Annotated in this window: 11 protein-coding genes; 4 read left to right on the top strand and 7 right to left on the bottom strand. The window is 69.3% G+C overall.

Features of this window, described 5'->3' with window-relative positions:
* The first annotated feature begins 38 nt into the window (after positions 1-38).
* A complete protein-coding gene (locus HPO96_RS26160; protein ID WP_171676998.1) occupies positions 39-4,070 on the top strand; it encodes an RICIN domain-containing protein in 4,032 nt (1,343 codons plus the stop codon).
* Here the strand turns inward: HPO96_RS26160 and HPO96_RS26165 are convergent, their stop codons facing one another.
* The 3 genes from HPO96_RS26165 to HPO96_RS26175 are packed head-to-tail and all read right to left on the bottom strand — an operon-like array spanning position 4,071 to position 8,017.
* A complete protein-coding gene (locus HPO96_RS26165; RefSeq protein ID WP_171676999.1) occupies positions 4,071-6,326 on the bottom strand; it encodes a [protein-PII] uridylyltransferase in 2,256 nt (751 codons plus the stop codon).
* Entirely contained in the window at positions 6,327-6,665 is a 339-nt protein-coding gene (locus tag HPO96_RS26170; protein ID WP_171677000.1) for a P-II family nitrogen regulator, read from the bottom strand.
* Positions 6,662-8,017 (bottom strand): ammonium transporter, encoded by a 1,356-nt coding sequence (locus HPO96_RS26175; RefSeq protein WP_171677001.1) that lies wholly within the window; start codon positions 8,015-8,017, stop codon positions 6,662-6,664. Before HPO96_RS26175 ends, HPO96_RS26170 begins: the two co-directional genes overlap by 4 nt.
* A 262-nt stretch (positions 8,018-8,279) precedes the next feature.
* Here HPO96_RS26175 and HPO96_RS26180 point away from each other — a divergent pair, with 262 nt between their 5' ends.
* Positions 8,280-8,906, top strand: coding sequence for a TetR/AcrR family transcriptional regulator (locus HPO96_RS26180; RefSeq protein ID WP_171677002.1), 627 nt, complete (start codon positions 8,280-8,282; stop codon positions 8,904-8,906).
* Here the strand turns inward: HPO96_RS26180 and HPO96_RS26185 are convergent.
* Both HPO96_RS26185 and HPO96_RS26190 read right to left on the bottom strand, forming a co-directional pair.
* Entirely contained in the window at positions 8,877-9,500 is a 624-nt protein-coding gene (locus tag HPO96_RS26185) for a hypothetical protein (protein WP_184999639.1), read from the bottom strand. The two genes, HPO96_RS26180 and HPO96_RS26185, sit on opposite strands and share 30 nt — an antisense overlap.
* A 27-nt stretch (positions 9,501-9,527) precedes the next feature.
* Positions 9,528-10,472: an NAD(P)/FAD-dependent oxidoreductase gene (locus HPO96_RS26190; protein WP_202886446.1), complete on the bottom strand. Its 945-nt coding sequence runs from the start codon at positions 10,470-10,472 to the stop codon at positions 9,528-9,530.
* 78 nt (positions 10,473-10,550) lie between these two features.
* On the opposite strand from HPO96_RS26190, the gene HPO96_RS26195 reads away from it, so the two are divergent.
* A complete protein-coding gene (locus tag HPO96_RS26195; RefSeq protein WP_171677003.1) occupies positions 10,551-11,120 on the top strand; it encodes a helix-turn-helix domain-containing protein in 570 nt (189 codons plus the stop codon).
* A gap of 30 nt (positions 11,121-11,150) precedes the next feature.
* On the top strand, positions 11,151-12,113 hold the full coding sequence (locus HPO96_RS26200) for an asparaginase domain-containing protein (RefSeq protein WP_171677004.1): 963 nt from the start codon (positions 11,151-11,153) through the stop codon (positions 12,111-12,113).
* Here the strand turns inward: HPO96_RS26200 and HPO96_RS26205 are convergent.
* Positions 12,085-13,314, bottom strand: a complete 1,230-nt coding sequence (locus HPO96_RS26205) for an RNA polymerase sigma factor (RefSeq protein WP_171677005.1) — start codon at positions 13,312-13,314, stop codon at positions 12,085-12,087. The genes HPO96_RS26200 and HPO96_RS26205 overlap by 29 nt on opposite strands.
* Entirely contained in the window at positions 13,292-13,699 is a 408-nt protein-coding gene (locus HPO96_RS26210; protein ID WP_171677006.1) for a YciI family protein, read from the bottom strand. The genes HPO96_RS26205 and HPO96_RS26210 overlap by 23 nt, the downstream gene beginning before the upstream one ends.
* Positions 13,700-13,710: the final 11 nt, after the last annotated feature.

The following is a 13,710-nucleotide window of genomic DNA, read 5'->3' on the forward strand; positions in this document are numbered from 1 at the left end:
ACCGTTAGGAGAGCACAATGCAACCAGGTTCGAACAGGTTGCCGAGACTGACCGCCGCGCTGGTGCTGGCCGCCGGGCTGCTCGTCGTACCGGTCGCCGCGCGGAACGACGCCGCGCGGGCGGCGTCCGGATCGGGTGCCCAGGCAACGAGACCCGGGAGCTTCGTCGCGGTCGAGGACGGCGGCGCGGAGGCGCGCGCGATGGCGACCGCCCGTCGAACCGGACGGCCGGTCGAGCTGGCCGCATTGCGCTCCGAGACCGGCCAGGTGTTCGCGAACCCGGACGGCACCAAGACGATGGAGCAACACGCAGGGCCGGTTCGCGTCCGCCGCGGCGCCGACTGGGTGGCTGTCGACCCAACGCTCGTTCGCGAGCGGGACGGGCGGATCCGTCCGAAGGCCGCCGTGCTGCCGATCGCGTTGTCCGGCGGCGGGTCGCGACACCTGCTCACCATCGGCTGCCGTGGCGCCGCCCTCAGCCTCGGCTGGCCCGGCCGGCTGCCTGCGCCTAGCTTGGCCGGCGACACTGCGACGTACGCCGAGGTTCTGCCGGGTGTCGATCTGCAGGTCCGGGTCGGCGTCGACCGGTTCTCGCACCTGCTGGTGGTGAAGAGCCGCGACGCGGCCCGCAACCCGGCGCTGCGCAGGCTGAACTACCCGGTGACCGCGGACGGCGTGCGGCTCGACGTCCGCCGCGACGGTACGACCGTCGCGAAGACACCGGCAGGGAAGACTCTCTACACCGCCGAGCCGCCGCGGATGTGGGACGCCGCCCAGCGGACCGCCCGGGTCGGGATCCAGCAGGTGCCGGGCCAGTTCCGGCTCACCCCCGAGCTGGGCCTGCTCAGCGACCCGAAGGCGAAGTTCCCGCTGTTCATCGACCCGTCCTTCGCCGGTACGGCGGTCGACTGGCTGCATGTGAACGAACGCTCGGGGCAGGTGGACGGCTGGACCTACGACCGCGATGACGAGGGCGCGAAAGTCGGGCGGGCCTACCGGGACACCGCCAACCTGTACCGGTCGATGTTCTTGATGAACACCAGCAGCGGGACGCAGAGCCTCGGCGGTACCACCATCTTGTCCGCAACGTTCCGGATCACGCTCAACAAGACCCCGACGTCCACCGCGACCCCGGTCGAGCTGTGGCAGGTCAACGATCTGGACCCGAGCAACCGCGGCCTGCACTGGGGCACGACCAGCGGGTACTGGCAGCGTCATCTGGACACCCAGAACGGTGAGGCCTGGCCGGAGCACGAGGACAACCCGATGGAGTTCGGCGGCGGTCTCCAGCAGATCGTCCAGGCCGCGGCCGACGGCCGCCGGCCGGGCATCTCGCTGGGGCTGAAGGCGCCCAACGAGACCACCAGCGCCGTGGCGCAGAACCAGTGGAAGAAGTTCCACCCGCACACCGCGCTGCTCGCGGTGAAGTACAACTCGACACCCAAGATGCCGAAGGGCCTCACCTTCAGCCGGCCGCTCCCCTGCGGTACTTCGACGGCGCCGGCCCGGGTGAACACGACGCGGCCGCAGTGGGCCGCAGTGGCCAACGACCCTGACCTCGGCGACAACGTGACGACCAGGCTCCGGGTCCGGGACGCCGGGGGCGCCGTCGTCCACGAGTCGTCGATCGGCCCGACCGTGAGCGGAGCGGCGTTCACCTGGCCCGAGGTGCCGGCCGGAGTCCTCAACGACGGGCAGGTCTACAGCTACACCGCCGTGACGACCGACACCGCAGACGCGAGCAGCCCGGAGACCCCGCCGTGCCACTTCGTCATCGACACCGCACAGCCGGAGGTTCCGCGAGTCAGCTCGACCGACTTCCCGGATGGCACGACCGGCCCGATCAAGGTCCGGACGACCGGCACCGTGACGTTCCGCCCCGGTGGCACTCCGGCCGAGACAGACATCGTCGAGTACCGCTACGGCACCGACAACGCCGATGTGCTGACCAACCGGGTCAAGGCGGCAGCGGACGGCTCGGCGGTCATCCCACTGACCATCCACCCGCAGCCCGGACTACCCGCGGCGCTGCGGCTGTACGTCCAGGCGGTCGACCGGGCCGGCAACGTCAGCGAGACCCGAAAGGGCTGGGATGCCAAAGCAGCCGCTTCGGACGTCACACCGGCGCGGGTGCGGGCGGACAGCAATGGTGACGGCAAAGCAGATGTGACAGCGGTCTTCGATCACGGGTTCGGCCGGACCGGCATCTGGAACCTGACCTCTACCGGCAGCGGTTTCCACCCTGGCGTCATGACGTGGGACACCGGTGAGGGGACAGGGTTCTCGCTGGCGAAGGTGAAGCCGGTGCAGGGCGACTTCAACGGGGACGGGCGCAGCGACATGGCTGTGTTCCGGGTTGGCGCTGGGCAGCGGATGTGGTTGTACCCGCTACCGGCTGACGGCAACACGTACCTGAACCCGGAGGCGTCGTGGATGACGAGTTCGGCCGACTGGTCGCTGGCTACGGCGCGAGTGGTGGCCGGAGACGTCGACGGTGACCAGAAGGACGACATCGTCGTCCAGACGGCGGGTAGTGGTGATGACTGGCAGGCGCTCGTGTTCCGGTCGTCGGACGGGTTCAGGACGCCGGTCCGGTGGGTTCGGTCCGCTGCGGGTAACCCGTGGTCGAACAGCACGCCGCTGATCGCTGATGTCGATGGGGACGGCAAGGCCGATCTGCTCAGCGTCCGGAACCTCACCGGATGCCGGACCACGGTGGATCTGTACAAGTCGACCGGGTCGGCGTTCGGTACGCCGACGACGGTGTACGACTCGGCTGCCGGGCAGGTGTGTTGGGAGAAGAACCGGTTCGCCGTGGCTGATCCGGATGGAGACGGACGGGACGACATCGTTGCTCTGTACGAGTTGGCGCCGTCCGAGGCAAGTGTGTTGGTACTGCGTTCGGACGGGTCGAAACTGACCCGGTCGGAGTGGCAGCGAACTGATGGGCTGGCGCTGGCGCGGACGACCCTGGTGACCGGTGACTACGACGGTGACCGGAAGGAGGACGTGGGGCTGCTGTACGCCGTTGGTGAGGGCGACCGTGAGGTGTACACGCTGCGGTCCACCGGTACGGCATTCGCCGGGAAGGTGAAAACGTGGTCCGGGGCGGTCGGAGCGGTCACCGGTCCGAAGTTCGACATCGAGCACCGGCAGTACGAGCTGGTGAACAAGAACAGCGGGAAATGCCTCAATGTGCATCACGCGAGTACAGCCGACCTGGGAGAGCTCATCCAGTACCGCTGTCTGCCGGTCGAGCTGAACGCTCGCTTTCGGCTGATGCCGGTGCCGGGCACCGATCAGTACAGTGTGCGGCCGGTGCACACCGCGGTCGACGACGGGCCGATCAAGTGCGCGGACGTGTTCGAGGGCAGGACCGACGACGACACACGGATCGTGCAGTACCCGTGCGGCGGCGGTCAGGGCGATCCGTTCGCCTGGCAGCAGGTGACGTTCGACTACGTCGACGGGAGCGCGTACGACACCGTCGTTCAGCTCAAGTTCGCGCACAGCGGGAAGTGTCTTGATGTCGACAAGGCGCGGCTCGACGACACGGCGCCGGCCACCCAGAAGACCTGTGGGCAGGCGACCAGCCAGCAATGGATTCTGCGGCCCGCCTTCAACGCCACTCAGCTCGGCGGGGCGAACGAGCGCTACCGGACGACGGCCGCGACCGGCCCGGCGGTCCTCGACGTGACCGATTGCCGGACCGGGCCGGAGAGCGAGGTCCGGATGTGGGAGATCGTCGAGGGCAGCAAATGCCAGGCCTGGAAGCTGGACTCGCTGGGTGACGACATCTATCGCATCGTCGACCCGACCTCCGGTCATCCGCTGACCATTCAGGGATGTTCGAGGTTGCCCAGAGCAACGGTCTACTTGTTCCCGGTGGACGGATCGGACTGCCAGAAGTGGCGGATCGAGCCGACACCCGGCGGGACCTACAGCGTCGTCGCCGTGAGTACGGGGATGTCGCTGGACGTCGCCGGATGCCGGCCTGACATCCCGACCGAGGTGATCACCTGGTTCTACCACGGCGGTAAATGCCAGCGCTGGTCCTTCGCGCCGCGGTAGTCAGGAGCTCAAGCGATCCAGGACGGTTTTGGCGGTGGTGCGGGCGTCTTCTGCTTCGAGGGGGGAGCCGTGGCGGTCGGTGAGGTAGAAGACGTCTACGCATTCGGCGCCGAGCGTGCTGACGTGGGCGGAGCGGATGTCGGCGCCGGTGGCGGCGATGGCGGAGGTGACGTCGTACATGAGGCCAGGGCGGTCGTGGGCGCGGACTTGGAGGACGGTGGCGGTTTCGGAGGCGCCGGGGAGGAGATCTACGCGGCTGGCGACTCGGGGGGCAGAGGAGTCTCGGGCGGCCAGGCGTCGGACCAGATCGGTGTTGTCGCGGAGGGCGACAGCCAGGCGGTCTCGAAGGCGGACTGGGTCGGGTGGGGAGCCGGCGACGGTCCATTGGGAGATGCCCAGGCCGTCGACGGAGGTGACTACGGCGGCGCGGACTGCAAGGCGTTCGACAGCCAGGACGGCGGCGACGGTGGAGAGGGTGCCTACCTGATCCGGTACGGCGACGCTGACGCGCAGGTCGCCGTGGTGGTCGGTGACGGCGACGCCGAGGCCGCCGATGCCGACGACCTGGTGCAGCGCGGGGACTGGGATCGGCGGGGTGTCAGTCCACATGCTCTGGCCGCCGGAGAGCTCGCCGCGGACTCGGCGGCACAGCTCGCCGACTAGGCGGATGCGCCAGGGCGACGAGGCCGCTGGGCCGGCCGCGCGGGCATCGGCGTACGTGAGGGCCTCCAGCAGGTCGAGCGTCTCGGTGTCGCGGACGATGCCGGCCACGAGGTCGACGGTCATCGGGTCGTCCAGATCACGGCGGGTGGCGACCTGGGCGAGCATGAGGTGCTGCCGGACGAGAAGCGTGATGGTGTCCGCGTCTGCTTCGTTGAAGCCGATTCGGCGGGCGATGCGCGCTGCGATGACTGCTCCGGTAACGCTGTGGTCGCCGTCGACGGCTTTACCGAGGTCGTGCAGCAGTGCGGCGACGAGCAGCAGGTCCGGACGGCGTACGTCGCGCACCATCTTGGCCGCCTCGACACAGGTCTCCAACAGGTGCCGGTCGACGGTGAAGCGGTGGATCGCGGACTGCGGCGGCCGGAACCGCACGGTGTCCCACTCCGGCAGGATGCGCGAGATGTAGCCGGCCTGGTCGAGCGCCTCCCAGACTTCGAGCAGGCCGCTGCCCGCGCCGAGCAGAGCGCACAGCAACCGGCGCGCCTCACCAGGCCAGGGCTCAGAGAGCGCCAGCGCCTTCGTGGCCAGTCGATTGCAGACTGCGGGTGACAGACCGAGCTCTCGGTCCGCAGCGACCGCGGCAGCGCGCAGACCGAGGACGGCGTCCCGCTCTGGCCGCGCATCCGGCATCAGCACGACTTCACCCTCGTGTTGCCCGACACCCTCGTCGAGTGCCACCAGCAACGGCCCGCCGGTCCGCTGTAGCCGCCGCGACCGCGGCGGGCGGGTCAGGAGGCTCTCCACCCGACGCCAAGACATGTCACAGACGTAGGCGAGCGTGCGGCCGGTTTCGTACACGTGCCGCAGCAGCTCGTCCCGCCCGCTCAGGCCGAGCCCGGCGGCGACCTCTCCGGCCACGTCCGCCACCAGACGGTCCGTAGCGCGGCCGGTCACGGCATGCAGTTCGTCGCGGACATCCAGCAGATCCCGCCGTGTCCGCTCCACCACGGGATGCGGTACGTCGATCAACCAGGAGGCGACCAGCGCACGCAGTACGACGGCGTCCCGCAGCCCGCCGTACGCCTCCTTCAGGTCCGGCTCGGCCAGGTGCGCCAGCTCGCCGACCGAGGTGGCCCGCTCGCGGCACGCCTTCGCCAGCTCCGGCAGCCGCGTCTTCGCCGTCCGCCGCCAGTCGGCCATCAGCACGGACCGCAGCTGCAGGGTGAGGTGTGAGTCCCCAGCGACGTGGCGCGCGTCCAGCAGGCCCAGCGCGACGCGTACGTCGTCCGTCGCGGCCTGTCGGGCCTGCGCGACCGTCCGAACACTGTGGTCCAGTTTGGTCCGCGAGTCCCACAGCGGGTACCAGATTTGGGCGGCCAATTCGTCCAGCCGCGGGTACCCCTCGACGTGCAGGAGCATCACGTCGAGGTCGCTGTACGGCGAGAGCTCCTCACGGCCGTAGCCGCCGACCGCGACCAGGGCAACGCCCTCGGTGGGTACACCGAGGGCGTCACAGGCCTTGGAGAGGAGCAGGTACAGCAGCGCGTCGGCCTCTTCGGCCCGGGCGCGCCGCTGCTCTGCCCGGTCACTCATCTAGAGCGCGTCTCCATCCAGCTCACCGGTGCGGACCCGGACGATCGTCTCGACCGGGGTCACCCAGACCTTGCCGTCGCCGATCTTGCCGGTCTGCGCGGCCTTGACGATCACGTCGACCACATCGGCGCCGTCACTGTCCTCGACGACCACCTCGAGCCGCACCTTCGGGACCAGGTCCACCTCGTACTCCGCACCGCGGTAGACCTCGGTGTGGCCCTTCTGGCGGCCGTAGCCGCTCGCCTCGGAGACGGTCATGCCGGTGACGCCGAACGTCTCGAGCGCGGCCCGGACGTCCTCCAGCTTGTGCGGCTTGACCACCGCGGTGATCAGCTTCATGCGTTCGCACCTTCCTTCTCGGACGTCTCGGTGGAGCCATTGTCCTGGACGGCGGCCGCGGCCGGCGCCGGGCGGGTGCCCAGGGCGCCGCGCAGGCCGGTCGCGCTGAGGAAGTCGTACGCCGTCTCCGCGTGCTCGACCTGGTCGACACCGGTGACCTCGTCCTCCTCCTTGAGGCGGAAGCCGATGGTCTTGTCGATGATCTTGCCGAGGACGAACGCGATCGCGAACGAGTAGACCGCGACAGCCACGTTGGCCAGCGCCTGCCGGCCGAGCTGACCCGCGCCGCCGCCGTAGAAGAGGCCGTCGACCGCGGACGGCGCCGCGGCGGTGCCGAGGAGGCCGATCGCGAGCGAGCCGAACAGACCGCCGACCAGGTGCACGCCGACCACGTCGAGCGAGTCGTCGAAGCCCAGCTTGTACTTCAGCGAGACCGCGAAGGCGCAGATGGCGCCGGCGAAGACACCGAGGATGAGCGCGCCGACCGGGCTGACCGCGCCACAGGACGGCGTGATCGCGACCAGACCGGCCACCGCGCCGGACGCCAGGCCCAGCGTGGTCGCCTTGCCGTGCACGATCCGCTCGACGATCAGCCAGCCGATGACCGCGGCAGCGGTGGCGACCTGGGTGTTCACGAAGGTGATGGCGGCGGTGCTGCCGGCGCTGAGCGCGGAGCCCGCGTTGAAGCCGAACCAGCCGAACCACAGCAGCGCCGCGCCGAGCAGCACCAGCGGCAGGCTGTGCGGCCGCATCGGGTCCTTCTTCCAGCCGACCCGCTTGCCGAGCACGATGGCCAGGGCCAGCGCGGCCGCACCGGCGTTCACGTGCACCGCCGTACCGCCGGCGAAGTCGATCGCCTTCAGCTTGTCGCCGATCCAGCCGCCGGCGCCGTCGTCCAGGAACCACACCGAGTGCGCGACCGGGAAGTAGACCAGGCAGGTCCAGCCGACCACGAACGCGATCCAGCCGCGGAACGTCACCCGGTCGGCGATGGCGCCCGAGATCAGCGCCGGGGTGATGATCGCGAACATCAGCTGGAAGGCGACGAAGGCGAGTTCAGGGGTGGTGCCGCTGATCGCCTCGGGCGCCATCAGGCCCTTCAGCCCGACCTCCGAGAAGTTGCCGATCACGTGCCCGTTGTCACCGCCGAACGTCAGCGAGTAACCGACCAGCACCCACAGGACGGTGACGACGGCGATGGTGATGAAACTCATCATCATCATGTTCAGCACGCTCTTCACGCGCACCATGCCGCCGTAGAAAAAAGCCAGGCCCGGTGTCATCAGCATCACCAGGGCGGCGCAAGCCAAGACCCAGGCGGTATCGCCGGCGTTGATCTCCATCAACGTCATCCCTTCCATGCTCATCTGGGGGTGGCCGGCGTCCTCGATCGGGAGAACTCCACAACTCCGGGGAGCCCGCGCCCAGCCACATCGCAAACGGTGTCGGCGCGCCGTTTCAGCCGATCGGTTCATTTGTTTCCGGCATGTGACAAAGCGCCCGCCCAGGTGACATCGGCGTGACATAGCGCCGGAAGCGGCCTCTTGTGGCACTCTGGCCTGGACCACACGGGCCGCAGCCGCGCCACTGCCCCCGTCCGAAGTAGGGAACGAAATGGAGATCGACCACGGGGTGACGCCACGCCGCGGCAGGCCGCGCGATCCGGACGCCGAGCCGAGGATCCGCCGCTACGCCGTCCAGCTGCTGCTGGAGCGTGGGTTCGACAAGATGACGGTGGACGACGTCGCCGAGGCCGCTGGGGTCGGCAAAGCGACGATCTACCGCCGCTGGGCGAGCAAAGAGGAGCTCGCCAACGACGCGATGGCCGACCTGTTCGACATCGAGATCCCGGACGCCGACACCGGATCGCTGGAAGGCGATCTGCGCGAGGTCTACGGGAACGCGCTGACGTTCGTGAACAATCCGATGGGGGCCGCGCTGATGCGGCTCGGCATCAGCGAGGCGAACCGCGACGAGCGGTCCGCCGCGATCTACCGCGGTCTGCTGGAGCGCCGGATCGAGCTCACGCGCGGCGCTCTGGAGCGCGCGTGGGCCCGCGGCGAGCCGATCCGCCGGTCCGCCAACCCGGTGATGATGGTGGAGTGGCTGTCCGGTCTGTTCGTGCTCCGGCTGGTCATCAACCAGCCGATGCCCGCGGTCGACGAGGTCGACTACCTGGTGGAGCTGACGATGCGCGTGATCCGCGAACCATCAGCCCGTGACCGGGAGCCAGCCCGATAGGAATGCCAGGGCAACGATGAGGCCGACCACCAGGGCAGCCAGCACTCCTGCCCCGGTGGCTCGCCGCCTGCGTCGTCTGCGGATCTTGCCGGCCAGCCAGGCCCGGTCGGCGAGGTCCACCTCGGGCAGGTCGTCCGCGACCTCGGCGAGGACCGGGCCGACGTCCTCGCGCCGGCCGATGCCCTGGCCGCGCATCGCGCTGAAGGCGCTCAAACCCTGGGTGTGGACGGCGGTCTGCGACAGCGCCAGCACATCCGCCGTCTCGAACTCGGTCAGCTCCTCCAGATGCAGTAGCACCAGGACAGTGCGCTGTGTCGAGGTCAGACCAGCAAGCGCTTGTTCTACTGGGCTTTCAGTGCCCGGAAACGGCCGCAACCGGCTCCACCGAGTCAGGGCCGGTTGGTAGAGCGCACCCTGGACGAACGCGTCCGGGTCGTCCGCCTTGGACCACTGCGGTGACAGCCGGGTGAACGCCTGCAGCAGAGCGTGTTCGGCTCGCTGCAGGTCGCCGTACACCAGGTACGCAGTACGAAGCCATCTGCCCTGTCGCGCGTCCACGTAGGACGCGAACTCCGGGTCGACCGTCTCGAGCATCCACCCCTCCCGCCGCTATCTAACTCCTCAACTACCTCGCGCGGCGAGAGCCAAACCCGTCTCTTCGCGAATCAGATCCGCATTGATCACCGAACCAGCCTTCAAACCACCTGCCGCGGCCATGACCACCTGGGCCATCGGTTCGGTCACGTTGCCGGCCGCAAAGACGCCCGGGACGGCGGTCTGGCTCATGGCATCGACTGTGAGCGCATCACCGATCACCATCCCGTTCGCCTCCACTGCGGTGGTTTCCAGCCCCAGGTCGACCAGGAAGCCGGCCCGGGAGCGCAGCGACGTCTGAACGGTCAGAACGTCCCGGCTGACGACCTTGCCGCCCTCCAGCCGCACACCGGTCAGCTTCCCGTCGGTTGTCTCGATCTGCTCGACCTTTCCGGTCACTACGGCGATTCCACGCGCCGCCAGCTCCTCCCACTGCTCATCGGTCAGATCGGCCGCAGTGTGCAGGAACAGCGTCACGTCATCGCTCAGCTGCCGGAACAGCTGTGCCTGATGCACAGCCATCGGAGAGGTCGCCAGTACGCCGATGGCCTGGTCCCGCACCTCCCAGCCGTGGCAGTAAGGGCAGTGCAGCACGTCCTTTCCCCACTGCTCCGCCAAACCCGGTACGTCGGGCAGGACGTCGGTAAGCCCGCTGGTCACCAGGACGCGTCGGCCCGCGTACGTCGTACCGTCCGCCACCTCGACCGTGAAAACGTCACCCTGGTGGACGCCGACCACGGTGCCGGTCGCGAACTCACCGCCGTACCCGGCCACCTCAGCGCGGCCGGCCGTGTACAGCTCACTCGGCGGAGTCCCGTCCCGGGTCAGGAAGTTGTGCACGTGATCCGCCGGGGCGTTCCGCGGCCTGCCGTCGTCGATGACCAGCACCGACCGGCGCGACCGCACCAGCGCCAGCGCCCCACTCAGCCCGGCCGCACCGGCCCCGATCACGATCACGTCGTACGTCGTCATGATGTCCAACTCCTCTCGTTACTCCGAGGATCCGCCGGAGTTCTCGATTTCGACAACTTTCTTTGCCAGAATGGCAAGATGTTCGACGAGGTGCTGGAAGCGGTGGGCCCGCGGCTGCGGGCGTTGCGGATCGAGCGCGGGACGACGCTCGCCCAATTGTCGGAGTCGACCGGGATCTCGGTCAGTACGCTGTCCCGGCTGGAGTCCGGGCAGCGGCGGCCGACGCTGGAGTTGTTGTTGCCCCTGGCCCGCGCCCATCAGGTCCAGCTCGACGAACTGGTGGACGCACCGACGACCGGCGACCCGCGGATCCATGCGAAACCGGTTCGGCACAACGGCGTGACGATCATCCCGCTCAGCCGGCGTCCGGGCGGGCTGCAGGCCTTCAAGCAGATCGTGCCGGCCGGCTGGCCGGGCGGCGAGGTCGACCAGCGCACCCACGAGGGCTACGACTGGATCTACGTGCTGTCCGGGCAGATCCGGCTCGTGCTCGGCGACAACGACTTCGTGCTGGAGGCCGGCGAGGTCGCCGAGTTCGACACCCGCGTGCCGCACTGGTTCGGCAACGACGGCCCCGGCCCGGCCGAGATCCTCTGCCTGTACGGCCCGCAAGGGGAGCGGATGCACGTCAAAGCGCGGACCCGCTAGTGTCCTCGCGTCGACAGTGAGGAGCTGGTAGTGAGCGTCGCGTTGTTCACGTTGGGCGGCACCATCGCCATGGGCGGCGACCGCCGGTTGACCGGAGCCGATCTGACGGCGGCGGTGCCGGGGCTGGCCGAGCTGGGCCGTCCGGTCGAGATCCAGGACATCGAGGCAGTGCCGAGCGCCAATCTGACCGCGGCGAAGGTGCTCGAGGTGGTCGACGCGGCGTCCAAGGCGATCGCCGCGGGCGCGACCGGCGTGGTGGTCACCCAGGGCACGGACACCTTGGAGGAGACGGCGTTCCTGGTCGACCAGGTGTGGCCGCACCCGCAGCCCTTCGTCCTGACCGGCGCCCTGCGGAACCCGACCCTCGCCGGCCCGGACGGCCCGGCGAACCTGCTCGCCGCCTGCCGCGTCGCCTGCTCCCCCGCGGCCCGCGACCTCGGCGCGCTCGTCGTGTTCAAGGACGAGATCCACGCCGCCCGCTGGGTCCGTAAGACGCACACCACCAGTACGTCGGCGTTCGCGTCGCCGGCCACCGGGCCGATCGGCCACGTCGTCGAGGAGCAGGTCCGCGTCCTCACCCGTCCGGCGCGGCTGGACGGCCTCCAGGGCAGCGCGGAGCCGAGTGTGCTCGAAGCCACCAAGGTCGCGCTCTATCCGATCACGATGGACGACGACGGCCTCCTGCTGCGTGGTCTGGCCGACACCCACCAGGGCCTGGTCGTCGCCGCGCTCGGCGCCGGTCACGTGCCGAACGCGCTCGTCCCGGCGCTCGAAGCGCTCGCCGCGACGATGCCCGTCGTCCTCACCTCGCGGACGGGTGCGGGCTCGATCCTGCGCAACACCTACGCCGGCCCGGGCGCCGAGATCGATCTGCTCCAACGCGGTCTGATCGACGGCGGCTTCCTCGACCCCTACAAGGCGCGGGTGCTGCTTCGGTTGCTGCTGGCAACTGACGAGGACGACGTCAGCGGGGCTTTCGCGCAATATCGTTGAGGGCGGCCGCCTTCAGCGTCAGATAGTCGCGCTCGGGGATGCTCGTCGTCCCCAGCGCGGCCGCCCGGAAGTGTTCGACGGCGGTCGCGAGGTCGCCGCGCATCTCGTACAGGTGGCCGCGGGTCGCGTCCAGCCGGTGGTTGCCGCGCAGTTCGTCGTCCAACGGCTCCAGTAGCTTCAGGCCGGCGTCCGGCCCGTCGACCATGGCCGCGGCGATGGCGCGGTTGAGCTTGACCATCGGGTTCCCGGACAGGCTCTCCAGGAGGCCGTAGAGCGCGAGGATCTGCGGCCAGTCGGTGTCCTCGGCGCGGTCGACCTCGTCGTGCAGCGCGGCAATGGCGGCCTGCAGCTGGTACTCCCCCAGCGGCGGCGAGCTGAACGCCTGTACGGCCAGCTCAACGCCTTCGGTGATGTACGTCTGGTTCCAGAGGCTGCGGTCCTGATCGGCCAGTGGGATCAGTTCACCGGCGCTGCCGGTCCGTGCGGCGCGACGGGCGTCAGTCAGCAGCATGAGCGCCAGCAGACCAGTCACCTGGCCGTTGTCGAGCTGGCGGCGTACTGCGCGGGTCAGCCGGATCGCCTCACTCGACAGGTCGCTCCGGTGCAGCTCTGGGCCGCTGCTACTCGCATAGCCTTCGTTGAACATCAGATACAGCACATGCAGCACATTGCGAAGCCGATCGTCCGCATCGGTCGCCAGCTCGAAGGTGGCGCCTTTGAGCCGCCCCTTGGCCCGGCTGATCCGCTGCGCCATCGTTGCCTCCGGCACCAGGTACGCCGTGGCGATCTCGGCCGTTGTGAGCCCACCGACCGCCCGCAGCGTCAGTGCGATCGCCGAGGCCGGTGTCAGCGACGGGTGGCAGCAGAGGAAGAGCAGACGCAGTGTGTCGTCCTGCTCCTCGACCTCCTCCGGCGGGATGTCCCGCAGCGCCGCCTTCTCCTCACGGCGCCGTCGGGCCTGCTCCTGCCGGACCTCGTCGATGAACCGACGCAACGCTGTCTGGATCAGCCATGCCTTCGGGTTGTCCGGTCGGCCGTCCCGCGGCCAGGTGGTCGCAGCCGCCAGCAAGGCCTCCTGTACGGCGTCCTCGGCCGCAGCGAAGTCGCCGGTGCGCCGGACGACCACACCGAGGACCTGCGGCGTCAGCTCACGCAGCAGGTCCTCGAGGAGGTGGTCGTCAGATATCCCAGAAGTCGGCATCCGAGTCCATCAGCCGGCGGACCTCGATCGGCTGCTCGAGCGGCACGCCACCCGGGCCAGGCGCGCTGGACTGCTCGGCGGCGATCTCCAGCGCGCGCTCCTCGGAGTCGACGTCGATCAGCGTGTACCCGGCCAGGACCTCCTTGGCCTCGGCGTACGGGCCGTCGGTGATCACCGGCGCGCTGACGCCGGCCGCACGGACCACCTTGGCGTGCTTCGGCCAGGTCAGCCCCTGGACCTCGACCAGCTCACCACTGGCCCGCAGGCGCTCCAGGCCGTCGCTCAGGTACTGCATGTGGGCCTTCATGTCGGCCTCGTCCCAGTCGTGCATGATCGTCTCGGTGTTGCCACCGTCGTGGTTCATCAGCAGCAGGAACTTGGTCATCTCGCGTCTCC

Source organism: Kribbella sandramycini (assembly GCF_013131805.1).
In the GTDB taxonomy this organism is placed as follows: domain Bacteria; phylum Actinomycetota; class Actinomycetes; order Propionibacteriales; family Kribbellaceae; genus Kribbella; species Kribbella sandramycini.

Excerpts from the sequence above, each read along its gene's own strand:
- HPO96_RS26165 (WP_171676999.1), bottom strand. The coding sequence starts at position 6,326 with ATGAGTGACCGGGCAGAGCAGCGGCGCGCCCGGGCCGAAGAGGCCGAC.
- HPO96_RS26170 (WP_171677000.1), bottom strand. The coding sequence starts at position 6,665 with ATGAAGCTGATCACCGCGGTGGTCAAGCCGCACAAGCTGGAGGACGTC.
- HPO96_RS26175 (WP_171677001.1), bottom strand. The coding sequence starts at position 8,017 with ATGACGTTGATGGAGATCAACGCCGGCGATACCGCCTGGGTCTTGGCT.
- HPO96_RS26180 (WP_171677002.1), top strand. The coding sequence starts at position 8,280 with ATGGAGATCGACCACGGGGTGACGCCACGCCGCGGCAGGCCGCGCGAT.
- HPO96_RS26185 (WP_184999639.1), bottom strand. The coding sequence starts at position 9,500 with ATGCTCGAGACGGTCGACCCGGAGTTCGCGTCCTACGTGGACGCGCGA.
- HPO96_RS26190 (WP_202886446.1), bottom strand. The coding sequence starts at position 10,472 with ATGACGACGTACGACGTGATCGTGATCGGGGCCGGTGCGGCCGGGCTG.
- HPO96_RS26195 (WP_171677003.1), top strand. The coding sequence starts at position 10,551 with ATGTTCGACGAGGTGCTGGAAGCGGTGGGCCCGCGGCTGCGGGCGTTG.
- HPO96_RS26205 (WP_171677005.1), bottom strand. The coding sequence starts at position 13,314 with ATGCCGACTTCTGGGATATCTGACGACCACCTCCTCGAGGACCTGCTG.
- HPO96_RS26210 (WP_171677006.1), bottom strand. The coding sequence starts at position 13,699 with ATGACCAAGTTCCTGCTGCTGATGAACCACGACGGTGGCAACACCGAG.